This is a genomic window from Salinibius halmophilus (assembly GCF_003577475.1).
GTDB lineage: Bacteria > Pseudomonadota > Gammaproteobacteria > Pseudomonadales > Natronospirillaceae > Salinibius > Salinibius halmophilus.
Genome location: NZ_QPEP01000011.1, coordinates 135,772 through 153,288, shown reverse-complemented (window position 1 = coordinate 153,288; position 17,517 = coordinate 135,772). Strand labels below are relative to the sequence as shown.

At 49.9% G+C, this 17,517-nt stretch carries 16 protein-coding genes; 12 read left to right on the top strand and 4 right to left on the bottom strand.

Annotated features, from left to right (window positions below):
- Positions 1-5: 5 nt before the first annotated feature.
- The 11 genes from DUW71_RS13600 to DUW71_RS13550 are packed head-to-tail and all read left to right on the top strand — an operon-like array spanning position 6 to position 11,989.
- Positions 6-899 (top strand): ExeA family protein, encoded by an 894-nt coding sequence (locus DUW71_RS13600; protein ID WP_119395806.1) that lies wholly within the window; start codon positions 6-8, stop codon positions 897-899.
- Complete coding sequence (locus DUW71_RS13595) at positions 887-1,552, top strand: hypothetical protein (protein ID WP_119395805.1); 666 nt, start codon at positions 887-889, stop codon at positions 1,550-1,552. The genes DUW71_RS13600 and DUW71_RS13595 overlap by 13 nt, the downstream gene beginning before the upstream one ends.
- Positions 1,549-2,295 (top strand): tetratricopeptide repeat protein, encoded by a 747-nt coding sequence (locus DUW71_RS13590; protein ID WP_119395804.1) that lies wholly within the window; start codon positions 1,549-1,551, stop codon positions 2,293-2,295. Before DUW71_RS13595 ends, DUW71_RS13590 begins: the two co-directional genes overlap by 4 nt.
- On the top strand, positions 2,288-4,042 hold the full coding sequence (locus DUW71_RS13585; RefSeq protein WP_119395803.1) for a GspE/PulE family protein: 1,755 nt from the start codon (positions 2,288-2,290) through the stop codon (positions 4,040-4,042). The genes DUW71_RS13590 and DUW71_RS13585 overlap by 8 nt, the downstream gene beginning before the upstream one ends.
- The gene (locus DUW71_RS13580; protein WP_119395802.1) at positions 4,039-5,241 is read left to right on the top strand and encodes a type II secretion system F family protein; all 1,203 of its coding nucleotides are present in this window, start codon (positions 4,039-4,041) and stop codon (positions 5,239-5,241) included. The genes DUW71_RS13585 and DUW71_RS13580 overlap by 4 nt, the downstream gene beginning before the upstream one ends.
- Positions 5,242-5,289: 48 nt before the next feature.
- The gene (locus DUW71_RS18005; protein WP_119395801.1) at positions 5,290-5,769 is read left to right on the top strand and encodes a prepilin-type N-terminal cleavage/methylation domain-containing protein; all 480 of its coding nucleotides are present in this window, start codon (positions 5,290-5,292) and stop codon (positions 5,767-5,769) included.
- Positions 5,770-5,782: 13 nt separating this feature from the next.
- On the top strand, positions 5,783-6,253 hold the full coding sequence (locus DUW71_RS13570; protein ID WP_119395831.1) for a pilus assembly FimT family protein: 471 nt from the start codon (positions 5,783-5,785) through the stop codon (positions 6,251-6,253).
- On the top strand, positions 6,243-6,779 hold the full coding sequence (locus tag DUW71_RS13565; protein WP_119395800.1) for a type IV pilus modification PilV family protein: 537 nt from the start codon (positions 6,243-6,245) through the stop codon (positions 6,777-6,779). Before DUW71_RS13570 ends, DUW71_RS13565 begins: the two co-directional genes overlap by 11 nt.
- The gene (locus DUW71_RS13560) at positions 6,767-7,570 is read left to right on the top strand and encodes a prepilin-type N-terminal cleavage/methylation domain-containing protein (RefSeq protein WP_158584098.1); all 804 of its coding nucleotides are present in this window, start codon (positions 6,767-6,769) and stop codon (positions 7,568-7,570) included. Before DUW71_RS13565 ends, DUW71_RS13560 begins: the two co-directional genes overlap by 13 nt.
- Complete coding sequence (locus DUW71_RS13555; RefSeq protein WP_119395798.1) at positions 7,548-7,946, top strand: hypothetical protein; 399 nt, start codon at positions 7,548-7,550, stop codon at positions 7,944-7,946. Before DUW71_RS13560 ends, DUW71_RS13555 begins: the two co-directional genes overlap by 23 nt.
- Positions 7,943-11,989, top strand: a complete 4,047-nt coding sequence (locus tag DUW71_RS13550; protein WP_119395797.1) for a DUF6701 domain-containing protein — start codon at positions 7,943-7,945, stop codon at positions 11,987-11,989. The genes DUW71_RS13555 and DUW71_RS13550 overlap by 4 nt, the downstream gene beginning before the upstream one ends.
- On the opposite strand, the gene DUW71_RS13545 is transcribed toward DUW71_RS13550, so the two are convergent.
- The 4 genes from DUW71_RS13545 to DUW71_RS13530 form a co-directional block, all read right to left on the bottom strand.
- Positions 11,986-12,273 (bottom strand): hypothetical protein, encoded by a 288-nt coding sequence (locus DUW71_RS13545; RefSeq protein ID WP_119395796.1) that lies wholly within the window; start codon positions 12,271-12,273, stop codon positions 11,986-11,988. The two genes, DUW71_RS13550 and DUW71_RS13545, sit on opposite strands and share 4 nt — an antisense overlap.
- Before the next feature lie 6 nt (positions 12,274-12,279).
- Positions 12,280-13,668 carry a nitrogen regulation protein NR(I) gene (gene glnG, locus DUW71_RS13540; RefSeq protein ID WP_119395795.1) on the bottom strand — a complete coding sequence of 463 codons (1,389 nt, stop codon included), beginning with the start codon at positions 13,666-13,668 and terminating at the stop codon, positions 12,280-12,282.
- Positions 13,669-13,670: 2 nt separating this feature from the next.
- Entirely contained in the window at positions 13,671-14,729 is a 1,059-nt protein-coding gene (gene glnL / locus DUW71_RS13535; RefSeq protein WP_267896668.1) for a nitrogen regulation protein NR(II), read from the bottom strand.
- Between the two features lie 134 nt (positions 14,730-14,863).
- The gene (locus tag DUW71_RS13530) at positions 14,864-16,765 is read right to left on the bottom strand and encodes a M60 family metallopeptidase (protein ID WP_199671228.1); all 1,902 of its coding nucleotides are present in this window, start codon (positions 16,763-16,765) and stop codon (positions 14,864-14,866) included.
- Between DUW71_RS13530 and DUW71_RS17730 the strand changes: the two genes are divergently transcribed.
- Positions 16,756-17,115, top strand: coding sequence for a hypothetical protein (locus DUW71_RS17730; protein ID WP_199671227.1), 360 nt, complete (start codon positions 16,756-16,758; stop codon positions 17,113-17,115). The genes DUW71_RS13530 and DUW71_RS17730 overlap by 10 nt on opposite strands.
- The last annotated feature ends 402 nt before the right edge of the window (positions 17,116-17,517 follow it).

Below are 17,517 nucleotides of genomic sequence, written 5' to 3'. Positions count from 1 at the left end.
CTAGAATGTACGAAGGGTACTTTGGCCTGCAATACAAACCCTTTAGCCTAACACCAGACGTTAGGCAATATGTGCCCCTACCCAACCACGAGCACTGCTTAAAGCTGTTGCCCAATGCCATTGAGCAAGGCGATGGTTTTCTATTAGTCACGGGCGAGGTGGGTACCGGCAAAACACTTTTGTGTACTCGCTTAGTTGAACAGCTAAAACGCAACGAAAAGTGGCGGGTTGTTTGGTTAACCAACCCATTATTGACCAAGGCAGGGTTACTCGAAGCAATTTGTAAGGCGTTAGCCTTGCCTACGCGCGGTCTAGATAGCAGTCAGTTATTGGATTACCTATCAGCAGAGCTAGTAAAAATTGCTGAAAGCGGCCAGTACCTAGTACTCATTATTGATGAAGCGCAAGCGCTTGCAACCGATACCCTAGAAGCATTGCGCTTGCTGACCAACTTAGAGAGTCAAACCCGGAAACTCGCGCATGTATTGCTGTTTGCGCAGCCTGAAATTGAGCAACAACTCACTCAGCATCAGTATCGCCAAATTAGACAACGAATCGTTTGGCACCATAGACTCGCCAAGTTAACTGAGCGTGAAACCAAGTATTACTTAAACAAACGTATGCAAAGGGCGGGATACCTAGGAGATCCTATATTTCATCGCCAAGCCATCAAAATGCTCTGGCGTCAAAGCCGGGGCATACCTCGCCTACTAAACTTGCTCGCCGACAAAAGCTTACTCAGCATGCAAGCACAAGGCGCCAGAGCATTGCGCAAACGTCATATCAAAGCAGCCATGAGTGCCACTACGTTGCATAAAGCTTGGCAACAACGGCTTTGGCCTTGGTTTGCAGTAGCCGCCGCAGGCATCGCACTGGGGGGCGCATTATGGATAAACTAACCATGAAGCCTCTAGGTTGGCACCCCATGGCGCCGCACCTCGGCCAATCTAGCAGCGCTCACTATATCAAGAATATGCTTTTGGCCTTATTAGCTGTCACAATTTTTGGCCTGCTATTGATGTCGCTGGCTGGTTTTATGGTTGAACCCAATGTTAGCCGCCAGCTTAGCCTAACCCTGCCAGCGTCCAAAAACACTTCGCTTAAGTCGCTTCAAGAAGATTGGCCTAAAGCTGAACATCAGCTCACCCTAAAACAGCCAACATGGCGGTCAGTGTCAATTGATAGTCAGTTGGCCAACAATAACTCGGAGCCGGTCGCGAGTAATAACTTGGAGCAAGCCAAACAAGCACTTGCCGAGCGTCAATTTGCACAAGTCGTTAGCTTATTAAGTAGCGATAATGGCCGCGCGGCACTACTACTGAAAACAGCCGCATTGCAGCAGCTAGGTGAACACCAACAGGTGGTCAATCAGCTGCAGTCACAAGCCTTGTCTGCAGAGTTGCACTTGCGCCTGGCCATTTCATATGAAGCATTGTCGCAATATTCTTCGGCTCGATTTCATTACCAAGCGTTTTTATCCGCCACCGATACCCCAAGTTCGCTGCAGCAATATGCTCGCAACCGCCTAATTCTTCTAGGAGGCTCGTCATGACATTGACCGAAGAAGACCAGTTAACTGTGATTCGCCTGCTACTAGAAACGGGCAAGATCACCAACGAGATGGCAGAAAAAATAAAAACTAAAGTGCCATTTAGTAACTATGACTTGTTCACCGATGCAATGGAGAAGTGGTGCAAGATACCTCGCTCCACCATCGTCACCTTGGTTGTTGAAAAAATCCATATTCCTGCCGCACACACTATATTGGATGCGCATCGCAGCAAGGTATTTGACCTGCCAGAGATGCAATTACCTTTGGAGCTTGAGGGCGTTGCGCTGCGAAATCGTGCTGAAAAAATGATTATCGACGAACTGCTCGAGCTCAACGACGAAGTGGCTCAAAGAGTCAAAGCCGAAGATCAAATTCATAAAACACCAAGTAACGGCATTCTGCGCTATTACCTTGCGTGGCTCGATGCTCGCCAGCAAAAATATGATGAGGCATTAGCTTGGATTGCTGACATTACCGCAGGGCCAGCCGATAACCCTGCTATTGTCGCCTTACGTGCATGGCTGCACTATCAAAAACGTCAATACATGCAAAGCTTTCGACCATTAAGAAAGCTAATCTCGTCGAAGCCAGATAGCGCATGGGAATGGCAAATTTTATTAGCCATTGCTGCGCTGCAAATAGACGATATCAAGACCGCAAGTTACCAGCTATCGCGCATTGCAGAATCAGACAATCCGTATCAGCAACGCGCCATAGCCATGCTGGAGGCGTTAGATGACTGAAAACCGCAGACTTCGCATTGGCGACTTATTGGTTGAACGTGGCGCCATTACGGAAGCGCAACTGACGCTAGCATTAGAAGAGCAGCGCCATTCAGGCAAACGACTCGGCAATGTACTGGTTGATTTAGGCATGGTGCGTGAATCTGAGTTTCTGCAAATTATTGCCGATAAACTTGGGCTGCCATTTATCGACTTGCGCAGAATGCAGGTCAATTCAGATATAGCGGAAAAGTTACCGGAACAAATTGCTCGCCGTCATCGTGCCGTGCCCATTGAAGTGCGTGACGGCGTTTTAGTAGTGGGGTTAGCCGATCCCACTGATTTACCGGCTAGGGATGATATCTCTCGCAATACAGCGGTAAGCTGTGAGTTTGCTGTGGTGCGAGAGAGCGATGCGGCATCGCTTATTGATCAGCTGTATCGCAACCAAGGCCAGTTAAAAGAGCTTGCCGGTGCATTAGAAGGGCAATTAAAAGACAGCGCTTTTGACCTCGACGAACTTGTTCGAGGCACCACCAACGACGACGCCCCTGTAGTACAGCTAGTGCAACGAATACTAGAAGAAGCCCACAGCAGTAAAGCATCCGACGTTCATATTGAACCAGGTGAAAAAGAGCTGCGCGTACGTATGCGAGTGGACGGGCAGTTACGCGAGCAGGTAATGCAAGAGAAAAAGATCGCAAGTGCTATGGTAATGCGGTTTAAAATCCTTTCTAACCTCGATATATCTGAACGGCGTTTACCACAAGATGGGCGTTTTAAAACTGAGCTTGGCAAGCATACTGTTGATGTGCGTGTTGCCACGATGCCTACACAATACGGCGAAGCGCTGACCCTTCGTTTACTTGACCAATCTGCGGGCATGCTTGACCTGAACAGCCTTGGCATGCCGGAATCGATGCAGCAAAGCTTTAGCCAGTTGATAGAACGCCCCCATGGTTTAATCTTGGTAACAGGCCCAACCGGTAGTGGTAAAACCACCACGTTGTATGCAGCGCTCAACCAACTAAATCGCGCCACCCGCAAGATCATCACCGCCGAAGACCCTATTGAGTACCGGTTACCGCGCATTAACCAGGTACAAGTACATCCACAAATTGGCCTAGATTTTCCATCGATTTTACGCAGCGCCATGCGCCACGACCCCGATGTTCTCTTAGTGGGTGAAATGCGTGATGAAGAGACCGTACGCATGGGTATTCGGGCCTCACTTACTGGCCATCTAGTGCTCTCCACCATGCACACAAATGATGCACAAGCGGCTGCCGTGCGTTTAGCTGATATGGGTGTTGAGCCCTATCTAGTCGCCTCAGCGCTGCGTGCCGTTGTAGGTCAAAGGCTTGTGCGTTGCTTATGTGATAACTGCCGTGAGCCCGCTAAGCTCGATAGCCAACAACGAGTTTGGTTAAGAGCCATTGCACCCAATGCCAATCCCACCAGCTTTTACACTGCTACAGGTTGCATGCGCTGTCAGCGCACAGGCTACCGTGGTCGGCGCGGGGTATACGAGCTACTCGTATTGAACGAAAGCATGCTGGATGCATTGCGCGAGCAAAACATTAGCGACTTTAACCATGCTGTTAAACAAAGCACTTACACCCCTTTAGTTGAGCATGCCTTGGAACTGGCAATGAATGGCGTCACGTCCATTGATGAAGTCATGCGACTAGCAAGCGATATAGGGACATCGGTAAGTGTTAGTCCACAACCGATTGATGCCCTTAGCATAGAGCCTTACAGCGAATGAGTTTTTTGTATAAAGGCCGCGATGCCGACGGCCAGCTCCATGAAGGTCAGCTAGATGTAGAAAGCCAAGAGCAGGCCATCTCAGCGTTGCGCAAAGATGGCATCATTCCTATTAGCCTAGAGAAGAAAAAACCCAAAACTAAGCTAGCCTTGCCTGTGCGCCAACAGGTCACACTTGATGAGCTTATTTTATTTTCGCGCCAAATGTATGCACTGGCGAAATCGGGCTTACCCATTGTTAGTGCAATTCGAGGCTTAGCCGATGGGCACGACAATGCCTATATGAAACAAACCCTGTTGAATGTTGGCCAATCATTACAACAAGGCAACAGTTTATCGTCTTGCTTAGCCGACCACCCAAAAGTCTTTGGCCGACTCTATATAGGCATGATTCGTGTTGGCGAGAGCACCGGCAAGCTAGATGAAGCCTTCCAGCAATTAGTGCAGCATTTAGAACTAGAAAAGCGAACGAAAAAGCAGGTACAACAGGCGGTTAGATATCCAAGCTTTGTGATGATTTCGATTCTTGCCGCCGTTTTTATTGTTAGCTTGTTTGTGATTCCGCGCTTTAAAGCACTGTTTGATCAATTTGATGCAGGCCTGCCACTGGCCACAAGAATATTGATCGGTTTTTCTGACTTTATGCTGAGTTATTGGTGGATGCTGCTATTAATACTGGTTGCCGCTGTAGTGGCTGCACGCCAATACTTTGCCACGGATACTGGGCGGTTATGGCGCGACCGCAATATCATTCGCTTGCCTATCATCGGCAAAATCTTATACCGCATTAACATGACACGTTTTGCCCGGCCATTTGCCATGATGTTAGACGCCGGCATCCCAATCTTGCAGGCCATATCGATCGCTGCCCGCTCCTCAAGTAACGCCCACATCAGCCGATACCTTATTGGCATGCGCGAGGATATTGAACGAGGCGACAACCTAATCAACGCTGCCGCCAACACCAACTTATTTAGCAACCTAATGTTGCAAATGATTGCCGTGGGCGAGCAGTCTGGACAAATAGGCGAACAATTACGACAAATTGCTGATTTTTACGACCAGGAAGTTGATTACCAATTAAAAAATCTCAGTCAGTCGATTGAGCCTATACTCGTAATAGTGATGGCGGTTTTAGTGCTCATCCTAGCCTTGGGGGTATTTTTACCGCTTTGGGACCTTTCCAGCGCCGCAACTTAGGTCTAAACTGTGAATTAGTTCACACTTTATTACAAAGAGGCACTCAGTATGAAACAACAAAAAGGCTTCACACTTATCGAACTGGTCGTGGTAATTGTGATTTTGGGTATTTTGGCCGCCGTTGCCGTTCCACGCTTTGCCAACTTGCAAGATGATGCGCGCCAAGGGGTTATTCAAAGCGCGCTTGGTGCAGTGAAATCTGCTTCGGCGATTGCACACGCGAAAGCCTTGGTAGAAGGGCAGACTGGCGCAACAGGTTCAGTAACGCTTGAAGCAGGCTCAGTTGACATGGTTCATGGTTATCCAGCGGCAACAACTGATGGAATCGAGGAAGCCATTGATTTGGAAGGCATATCGATGGATACCGCGGCGGCCGCTAACACGGTTGTATTTTATTTAGACTCTGGAACCGAGTGTTTTAATTACACGGCTGCAGCAAACGCGACCACTCCGCCCGTTATCTCAGGTATAGGAGCGGTGACTAATAACACTACTAATGCACAGGTTTGCACAGTACCAGCACCTTAAACTGATCCATACAATGTTTGTTAAGGGCTTTACCCTAGTTGAACTAATTGTTGTTATCCTACTTGTTTCCATTCTTGCGGCAGTGGCGGTTCCTCGGATCGCCAATCCGCAACAAATGAGCGAGCCGGCGGCTCGCCAACTCCTCGTTTCCAGCATTGGCTTAGTTCAACAACGCGCCGTGGCACAACAATGTGCCTACGCAATCACGATAAACAACAACGGCTGGCAAGCACAGCAAGCGGCAGATTGCACCACTAATACCGCATGTTGGCAGGCGGTGAGTGACATGACAGGCGACACGCCCTTTAGTGGTGCACCTATTCGCTGGGTATACTGGCAAAAAGCTTGGTACGATGATTCTAACAATGCTGCAAACAACTGCAGCGACCTTGAAACGCTCACCACAGTCGTTGCGCCCACCACGAGCTTTGCCCTCAACGACGGCAATTTCTCTCTGCATGGATGGACGGGTTATGCGCAATAGTCGTGGCGCTACCCTAATTGAGCTAGTGTTGATCATTGTTGTACTGTCTGGTGCATCCCTGCTATTGCTGCAATTGACAGGGCAATCAAATCTGCAGTCAGCACAAACACTGGTACTCAACCAAAGCCGCGCCATTGCTAGCCACACAATAAGCGAGGTAATGAATAAACCCGTCTATGACCCAGACACCTTTAACTGCGCCACAATAGATACTTTGCCAATCTGCCCTGCCCGCGCCGAAGCTGCTGATCAGCGCGCTAGCTGGGATAATGTTTGTGATTATAATGGCTACACTGGTGAGCCAGTTGCCGCCGATGGCACAAGCCTAGGCTTGGCCCAATATAGAGTTGATATCATGGTGGATGACAGTGCTTCGCTAAACGGCAGCAACACACTGGGCAGTGATACTAGCGACCCTCAGCCAACACTATTAAATATTACAGTGGCCGTGACCGACCCAACGGGCAGCACTCTGTCGTTGACTGGATGGCGTTATGCATTGGAGCGTTGGCAATGCGCAAATTAGGGTATACCTTACTTGAACTTGTCATTGTTATTCTGCTAGTTGGCATTTTAGCCGCCGCAGCCGTGCCGCTTATCATTACCCCAATCACCAGCTATCAAAGCAACCAAGCTAGACTGAGCCTAGTGGCAACGAGCGACCGAATTGACTTGTTTTTTCAACAACGTCTAGCCAATGCTATTCCTAACAGCGTGCTAGTGAACAGTGACCTATTACAGTGGCTACCCGCTGAAGAGGTCATGCAATATGCAACACCACACCAACAACCCGCTTGCGAGCCACTAACGAATAACGACATCGAGTTTACTGTATTGGGCCAAATTAATGGCCAACCACCTTTAATTGTTCGCCCAATCAATGCCGAACTACTGCGCAGTGACTGGTTAGCAGGCGGCAATCACGGTGCGGTATTGCGCGACTACAGCATGGCCGATGACTCAGGTTGCGCCAATGATCCAACAGCCAACCAGAACAACCTTGTTGAGCTAACGAGTCGCCATAATTTTAATCCTGCGGCCAACACCTTGCACCGTTTGTATACGACTTCCAGTTGGCAAGGCATAGCCTGCAATAACTCTGCGCTTGTTTTTGCCGAGCTAAACGACCCGATTGCCAATACGGCAAACCTGCCCACGGTGCGCCATACTATCGCTGAAGGGTTAAGCCGCTGCCAACTTACGTTGCTACCTGGCTCACCAACTCAGGCACCACAATTGCGTTTATCCATTGAGTTGGTGAGCCAAGGTGAAGCTCAACCACTGGAGTTGCTCTATGAACTCTACAATGCGCCATAAAGGTATTACGGTACTGCCGGTTATCTTTGCCGTGCTGGTCGGCGTAGCCTTGTTGCTTTTGCTACAGCAACAACAGCAAGGGCTTGCGCTACAGCAAGGCAACCTAGTGCAAGTAAAACGGGCCCAGCTACTGGCCAATGCAGCCGGCGAATGGACAGCAATGAGTATTTTGGCGACTGACGCCAACAACCCAACCTGCCCTTCTAATCTGGCTTTTACCGATAGCAGTCAGCCGAGCATGCAAGTCACCATTCGTTGCAGCCGGCGCAGTTTTAACAGTTCAGGCACGCAGCTATTTGATATCAACATTGTTGTCGAGTCGGGCAGCAATGCTGACTATATTCGCCAGCAATTTGAATGGGTATTGTCGTTATGAGAGCGTTCGCCTTATTCTTGCTGTCGGCACTTACATCGTTTGCCAGTGCAAACCCCAATGCTTCATGGCTGGCAGGCAGCGCTAGCATCAACGAACTGTCGTTTTCTAGCAACGACATCGAGTTTGTCGAAATTTATTTTTCTCAAGACGTTGCGGCCACAAACTGGTCATTGATTTCCAATGTACCTGCCCAGGGTGGCGCTGTTGATGGCAATTGCTCAATACCCAATGGCAGCTATCGGGCTGGCGAATTTTTAGTCATTACCGGTAACTGCTTGGCCTACCATCCAACCGAGCGAGAATATTATTTGCTAGATGGCAGCGGGCAGCTAATTCACCTAGTTTCGCAATGGACAACAGGCAATCAAGCAGTTGGTGGAGACTTTGGTGAACCGGATAACTGGGCAAATTGGGTAACGGCACCCTATACCAATTTAGATGACGTACCTGCCGATTCAAGCAACTACTGCGCCCTGACCGATGGCGAAACGCCTGAAATAAGCTGGGATGAAGGCTGCCAACCGACACAATCAACATCTAATGGCACACTCAATACACCAACGTGTGGTCAGGTGTTTACAAGTGTGGTCAATGCACAATCTAGTATTACCTTTTTAGATAACAGCTATGTTGATAATGGCGGTAGCACAACCCTAACAGCGACCACAATTATCAATAGCTCATCACAGCAAACCTGTATTGCAAGCAACTGCACCGCCTCTGGCACAGGTTCGGCTAAAGCAGGACTACCGGTCTTTCAAGCGAGTACCGACGCCACCAGTAGCAGCCCATTCACTGCATCCGACACGATTCCTTATCGCAGTGACTACAACTTGGTCCAAGTTTATGGTGGCGCTACGACCAATGTACGGTTCGCCACCGGTAGCGGAGATTGGCGAATCAATACGTTAAGTATTGGGTCGGCCGTCACGCTTACATTCACACCTGGTGATTACTACATTAATTCAATCATAATTGGCCCCACCTCCCGAATCTTGGTAGACGGCCCTGGCTTAGTTCGCTTGTTTGTGCGCGACGATGTTGATTTTGGTGATCAATCGACTGCCAACATGATTGGCGATCGGAACCCAGGTGACGCCGGTGAGTTGTTTATTGCCAGCTACGGTAATTTTTATCAAGGCCGAGGCAGCCAAATCAGTGCCAACATTTATGCACGCCAGCAAGCAAATATGGGCACCTCAAATACAACCGGCGGTGACGACAGTTTGACTACTTGGCACTATGGCTCGGTCAGCGGCGAGTCAATTGTCTACAGCAACAATATGCGCTCTGTTGCCACAGGCGATGATATTCACACAGGTGGCGTGTGCGATAGCGCTCCAGCGCCTAATAATCTCTCGCTAATTAGTCATTGGACGTTCGATGAAGGCGTTAGCTCATTCGCCAATGAAGTCAGTGGCGTTGCAAATGTTAGTCTACTCAATGGTGTAAGCCGGACCAACGCTGGCAAAGTTTGTGGTGCGCTGGATTTTGATGGCAGTGCCACAAGCCTACCTGCCGATACCAGCTTCCAGCTAAACGACGCCTTCCCTGCTGGCAGCTTTGCTGCTTGGGTAAAACCAACCGAAAACCGTGAATCGCCATTGTTTTTTAGCTACGCCAGCAACAAGTTCTATGCCGTATTTACCACAACTAATAACAGTGACAACCATAACAACGAAGGTGTCATCCAGTTTGGCATTCCCCGTCAAGGCAATAGTTCACCAGCACCGTTTTATGCCCGCCATGGTTTAAGTAACCGACAAATGCGCGATTGGCATCATATTGCTGTCAGTTGGAATACAGATACCGACAGTTATGCCATTTGGCTTAATGGTCAGCCACTTACTCTGAATTATGTGTCGAGTGGCTTCACGCCGCGAGCCGATATTGAGCTATCGTTTGGCGTAGCAGAAGACAACTTAGTCCTTGATGAAGTGCACTTTTACCAAGGGGAGATTGACCAAAGCACTGTGGATAATCTCATCAATGCTAGTCGCAATTGTCCGTTTGATATTGACGAAATTCGAATTGTGCACGATGGTGATGCCATCACCTGTGCGGCGGAACCGGTCACCTTTGAAGCATGGCAAAATGGCCAGCTAAAAACTAACTTTAACGGCACTCTGAACCTAGATGTCACCGAAAACAGTGGTCGTTGGTACAACCAGTTAAATCAACAGCTAGGTAGTGGAAACAATGGCAGGGCAAGTATTAGCTTTGATGGCTCTGAGGGTGGCCGCTATACGCTTTATTTGCAGCAAAACCAGCCCGGTGATTACGATATCAATGCTACCGATGGCATGGTCAGCGAAACCACGTTTGACCCTATTCTCACTTATCAAGACACTGGTTTGCGCTGGGTAGACAGCAACGGCACCGCCATCAATAGTGCCAATGGCAATCATGTGTACACTGCCGGAGATATTAACGCTTTGGGCATCCAGGTCGTTGCCACAAACACCAACGATAAAACCTGCCAAACCGTGTTTCCGGAAAATGGTCAACTGCAACTTGCATTTGCCAGCCAGTGCTTAAACCCAGGGCAATGTCAACTACAAACGTTGCTTGGGCAAGCTAGCCTGAGTGCAATTGCCAATCCACAAACCCTTGATAATGGCCAGCCAACTAGTCAGCAAACTTGGCAGTTCAATAGCGACAGCGAAGCAATGGGGCAAGTTAGCTATCAAGATGTAGGGCAAATTCGTTTAACAGCTGAAACTGAACTGCCGCTACCCAATGGCTCAGGCAATACCCGTACCGTTACCGGCAGTGCCGACCTAATTTTTCAACCTGCAAGCTTGCGATTAGTGGATATCACTGATGACGTTGGCGCTGACCAACCAAATGCCGATGGCATGGTGGCTGGCACTGACTGGACAGCTCGGGTTGAAGCGCTAACAAGTACTGGGCAAGTGGCAGCCAACTTTGGTTTAGAGCAACCAGCGCAAAGCGTGTCTACCTCAGTCGGTCATCTAACGCCGGCCGCGGGTACTTTGGGTACTTGGCGCGAACCAAGTAGCTGGCAAGCGGCAGCGCCAAATGGCCTAGCGCCACAGGGAACACAAACGTTTAACTATGATGATGTTGGCACCATTGAGCTCACCCTTGGCTTCGATGGAGGCTACCTAGGTACTAGCTGGGCACCTTCAACTAGCCAAACCCTAGGGCGGTTTATTGCCAGCACGCTAATGGTGAACCTTGATGATTTTATAATCGCCAGCCAATGCAGCAACCAAGCCTTTCTTGGCCAACCAGTGCCTATCAGTTCACTGCTGTTAAGCGTACAGGGCTACAACGCTATGGGTACAGTGGCTCAAAACTATGGCTTGGATAATGAACTACCGGCACCCGTGCAGATGCCAAGCTGGCAGAACAATGTAAGCACAGAAACGGCTGGCAGTTGGCAAACTCAGACCATAGAGGGTGGCGTACAATGGCGACTAAGCAATGCCAGTGTGCAATGGTTGCGGCAACTTCAGGCGCCAATAACTGAAGGCCTAAGCCTAACCTTGCCAGCAAGCGTGATCACAGATGTTGATGGCGTATGTTTTGGCGGTTGCACCGACTTTACTACCAACAGCAACGCTCTTACTCATAACTTTGCACAACTTCAGCTACTGCCTACCAGTGGTAGTGAACTCGCTAGTCAGTCAGTGACTGCGGTATGGGAAGTTCAGTATGTCAGCGCAGTGGATGGTACGAATACACCCACTTGGCAACGATTAACCAGTGACCAATGTACGCTGGCGCCAGCCACTCAATTTGTCGCAGCTGGCACGTGCCAAGGATTTACCACCGCTGAGTGCTTAAGCCTAGCAACAGCACGGCAAAGCAGTGATGCAACAGACGGCACTGGTAGCTATCAATTTGTTGGCAATAACAAGGTTGGCCGAGTGCAGGTGGAGCTACTTGCTGACCCTTGGCTGCTGGCAGATATGGATGGTGATGGGAGTTACGATGACCGGCCGAATGCGTTGATCGGTTTTGGTACCTGGAACGGCCAAGCGCCAATTCTGTATAGACTGCCGACTTGGCGCTAGTTTTTGCGCCAAACAGGCCTTGGCTCGTTGCTAGGCTTTGCAAGCAACTGCCGCGCGAGAGCGGCATCAAAGTTATGTAGTTGTGCCAAGGCATCCTGCAGTGGCCGTTCTCCTTCGCTATCGCGGGCAACAATCATACGGGCAGAACCACTGGTAATAAGCCAATGCGGTTTGCCGGCAAACCAGGCAATCAGCACCTGTTCAAGCTGCGACCAGGCTAGCATCACTATTAAGCCGTCGGCCAACGTTTGCGTAATGTACTGCTGATCAAATGTGACTTTCACAAGCGCCTACATATCCAGTTCTTTTAGTTTGCGGGTAAGCGTATTACGCCCCCAACCCAGCAACTCAGCTGCTTCTGCTTTTCTGCCATTGGTGTGCTGTAGTGCTGTTTCAATCAAGATACGCTCCATACTGATCACAGCATGTTTCAGCACGCCAGTCTCGCCTTGCATGAGCGACTTTTGTGCCCATTGGCGCAAACTTTCAGCCCAATCATTGTTTTGTACTGGGCTAGCAGCGTTATCCTCTCTGAGCTCTGGCGGTAGATCGGTTGGCAGCACTTCCTGACCACTAGCCATCACCGTCAGCCATCGACAGGTATTTTCCAACTGGCGCACATTGCCAGGCCAAGGCAAGCGTTGCAATAAACTTAGCGTATCAGATCTAAGGGACTTCTGTTTTTCATCCAGTTCTTTGGCTGCAACAGCCAAAAAATGCTCCAACAGTTTGGGGATGTCTTCACGGCGTTCGCGCAGCGCAGGAATCTTAATGCGAATGACGTTTAGCCGGTGAAACAAGTCTTCACGGAAGCGGCCATCTCGCACCAAGCTTTCCAAATCTTGGTGTGTTGCGGCAATAATACGCACATCTACCTTGATCGGCGTAGTACCCCCTACTCGGTAAAACACCCCATCTGATAGTACACGTAGAAGGCGCGTTTGTGTTTCGGCGGGCATATCGCCAATTTCATCTAAAAACAATGTGCCCTGATTAGCTTGTTCAAAGCGGCCTTGCCGTTGCGCCGTCGCACCGGTAAACGCGCCTTTTTCATGACCAAATAGCTCACTTTCCATCAAATCTTTTGGAATCGCTGCCATGTTCAGCGCCACAAACGGCTGCTGTCGTCTTGGTGAGTGGCGATGTAGCGCCGCTGCCACAAGCTCCTTACCCGTACCAGATTCGCCGTTAATTAGTACCGTGATATTGGATTGCGATAACCGGCCAATCGCACGAAACACTTCCTGCATCGATGGCGCTTCGCCAATAATCTCCTTGGCTGGAGCAACTTCGGTTTGCTCTGGTACATCATTTTTCTTGGCGTGATCGAGCGCTCGCTGAATCAGCTCGGTGGCGTCGTTTAAATCAAATGGCTTTGGCAAGTATTCAAAAGCGCCACCTTGAAACGACTGTACGGCGCTGTCTAGGTCAGAATGCGCCGTCATAATAATTACCGGCAACTCGGCGTACTTTTGGTGGATGACCTCCATCAACTGCAGGCCATCCATACCAGACATGCGAACATCCGATAGCAACACATCGGGCTTATCGTAACTCAGCGCATCCAGTACCTCTTGCGCATTCTCGAACACTTGGCACTGCCAGCCTTGTTTTTGCAGCGCCCGGTCGAGTACCCAGCGAATCGAGTGATCGTCGTCGACAACCCATATACGTTGCATGATTAGCGAACCTCAATCGGTAAATAAAGTGTAAAGCGAGTCAATGGTCCATTGGCACATTCAATAATGCCCTGATGCTGTGCGGCAATATTCTGGGCAATCGACAAACCCAGACCAGTGCCCTCGGCGCGGCCACTGATCATTGGGAAAAAGATGTTTTCTACTAACTCTTCTGGAATGCCAGGGCCGTTATCTAGCACATCAACTTGTGCTACCAGTCGATGACGCACAGCCCCTATGGTGAACTGGCGCACCACTCTTGTGCGAAAGGTAATCACTGGCGCTTCTGTTTGCGCTTCGAGCAAAGCTTGCATGGCATTGCGGGCAATATTCAGTAGTGCTTGAATTAATTGCTCAGCGTCTGCCTGTACATCAGGCAAACTCGGGTCATAGTCTCGACTAAAACTAATGGCCCCACGGCTTTCGACCGTTAGCAGCTGGCGAACCCGTTCGAGCACCGAGTGCACATTGGTTGGCTGCAGGTTAAGCAGCGTATTACTGCCCAACATGCGATCCACTAGGTTGCGCAGCCGGTCCGCTTCGGCAATAACAATGTCGGTATATTCGTTTAGCTCGGGGCGGTCTAACTCAGCGGCTAACAGTTGTGCGGCACCCCGTATGCCGCCAAGTGGATTTTTCACTTCATGGGCAATGCCACGAATCAAGTGCCGACTCGTTGCTTGTTTGGCAAGCACTTCTTCTTCACGAGCAATGCGCAACAACCGATCCACCGAATGCAGCTCAAGCATCACGGTCTGTTGCTGATTTAACTGCAGTGGCGAAACTGAAATATCCACAACTAACACCTGATGGTTACGTAGTTGCAACTCAGTTTGCCTAAGCGTAATGCTGCGCTGCTCGTTTAACGCTTGCGAAATTAGGCGCTCTAACCGATGATCAAACTCGACCAAGGACGCGAATGGTTCACCTGCAGCACGGCTGCTGCTGATTGCAAACATAAGCTCACCGGCGCCGTTAATTCTCTGCACCATCAAGTGTTCATCGAGCACCAGCACGGCGCTCGTTAAGTGGTCGAACACTGCTTGCAATTCAGTTGACACGCCAGAACTCCTTAACTCAATCGTTCATGGCATGCAAAAACATTGCCAGCTTGTAACACCAGGTCACAAGCGGTTGTTTGGTGGATTAGCGAGCATGCCATGCACCATTATAGTGCATGGCATTTAAACACGCACTAATTTGGCGTTATATTGGAAAGATCGATTGTTGGCAGGCTTAACGCCGCCACTTCATTGATGGCCTCAGCAGAGATTGGCACCCCCCAGCGGCGAAAGTGTTCGCTTAGGTCAAAACCTGACACGCGCGACATAGTGGTAAACCAAATATCGAACTGGTGCTGGCGAGAGCCAGCAATCGCTTGCTGTTCTGCCTCGGGCAATTGGCGGATATAACGCATGGCATCAATGAAGTTTTGCCAACCTTGCGGTAAGCCATAGCGCATTTGCATTTGAAAGACGATTTTGCCCCACACGTCCGCGTCATCGAAGCTGCTCAACGGCAAGCGACCTTGCCAAGTAGCGTAGCGACCATCGTTCGCTAACCGGTCACCGGCACCAACCATGTCTTGCACATATAACGACCAAATATTGACCGATGATTCAGTACCATAAGCACTTGCAAACTGATTAAACGGTTGATAGTTGTGGCCAATTTCATGTGCCACCCCCCAGCTAAAGTCGCCCATGCGCTCCAAGTTCCAGCCAGGCACCACCATAATTGGGAATCCAGCATGCCCCCAGCCAACAGTGATTTGTCGGTCAACGACTAGTACTTGCTTGAGGTCGGGCCATTGATGCACGCCATTTTCAGCACGAGAAAAGCCCGTTAACCTTTTCGACAGCTCAGCAATTCGCTCATAGCGCTGCATCAATAACTGCGCATCACTCACTGAGCTAGCTAAATGACTCGGTACAACAATGCTCGCTTGTGGGCTTTCTAGCACCGCAATGGGTGCTGGAAACTGCTTCGCTTGGTGCCAGTCACTATTGCTGTGTTCATTAAGCATAAAATAAGGCTGGCGTACCCCGCCATCGACCTGAATGGCAACTTGGCGGTCAACGCTCAGGCGAGATTCGATGATGATACTACCACCATATTGCGAGCGGATAATGTTGTCGCCAAGCGCTAGCGGCTGTACCTGCGACACGGCACTTGGGCGCTTCATTTGGCCATCGGCTACAACATTGCCGCTGGTAGGCGCTAACACATCGGTTTTGGCATTAATGCGCACATATAAGCCTTCTACATCTTGTGGATCCAGGGTATTAACTCGAATCCTGATCACGCTGCCAGCTGGCGCATAACTGCGAGCAAAGGCCCATTGATACTGACTATGTTGCCAACCATAGTAGCGCCCACGATGGAAGTCGCGATCCATTACAAATCGAGCTCGCCCTTGTTGTGCATAACTTGGCACCTCCCCCCAGAAGCTCGGCAGGGTACTACGCCGATCAATGACCTGCTCAAACGGTGGTGCGAGCATATTGGCACCATGGCGAATGGTTTCGCTGGTCAGACCAGAGACATCAGTCAGCGAGATAGGATAAGTGACTTCACTGCCTAATGCCTGTACATCAGCTAACGCCTGATTAAAGCTTCGCCACTGCTGGTTCGTGCCACCGTGCGAGCTATAGCTAATGACTTCACCCGTTGAACGATTAACATCCCAGGCTTGGCCACTTGTTGAGTTCAAAATTTGCTTGTTTTGCCAAGTAAACCTTTGATTAGTACCACCATCACAAGCCTGCAAGGTTAACGGCTGCCAAGATTTATGCTCAACGCATAAACCGGCGACTGTAATCTGCTCGCCTTGCCATTTTAGTTGTTGCGCCTTATCTCCATTGCAGCTAGCGAGCTTGCCGATGCTACCAACCGATGCCTCGGCAAAGGTAACACACTGGTCAGGGGCAAACGCCGAGGCGATAAAATCGTAAGCCGTTGCTGTGACAGATTGAGTGACATACTTCGCTTGAAGATCATCTTGGTAACTGAGCCACTGCCATTGCGATACCTTGGAGACACTTGTGGCAACTGGTGTTGCTGTTGGCGTTGCTGTCGGTGTTGCTGTTGGCGTCACAGTTTGTGTCGAAGTCGGTGTTGCTGTTGGCGTCACAGTTTGTGTCGAAGTCGGTGTCGAAGTCGGTGTCGAAGTCGGTGTTGCAGTCGGTGTCGAAGTTGGTGTCGAAGTCGGTGTCGAAGTCGGTGTTGCAGTCGGTGTCGAAGTCGGTGTTGCAGTCGGTGTTGCAGTCGGTGTTGCAGTCGGTGTTGCAGTCGGTGTTGCAGTCGGTGTTGCTGTTGGCGTCACAATTTGTGTCGAAGTCGGTGTCGAAGTCGGTGTCGAAGTCGGTGTTGCAGTCGGTGTTGCAGTCGGTGTTGCAGTCGGTGTTGCAGTCGGTGTTGCAGTCGGTGTCGAAGTTGGCGTCGTAGTCGCTAATGGCAGCGATGTAGGCGTCAATGAAACAATAGGCGTCGCTGTGCCTGAAGGCAGCAGCCCATCATTCGGCACTTCAATAATGGTGACCGGCGAGCAAGCAGCGAACACAAGCGCTAAAGCAGCTGGCGATAAACGAACAAGATTCACGTGACTCATAAACTACAGCGTCCCAATAGATTCTATCATTATTCAATTATCAACAGACAGACCCAATAAAACCGATGACTACTGCGCAAAACTACGTTTGCCAACATTATCCAACAAAGCAGAAACAACGCACTCAAGCGACTGACAATCTTTGCCGCGCAATACCAGTGCCCATTGAAACCAATCAATACAACGTTACGTTTGGTTGACGAGGCAAAGCTGCGTATAATCCGCCCATCACTTACTGC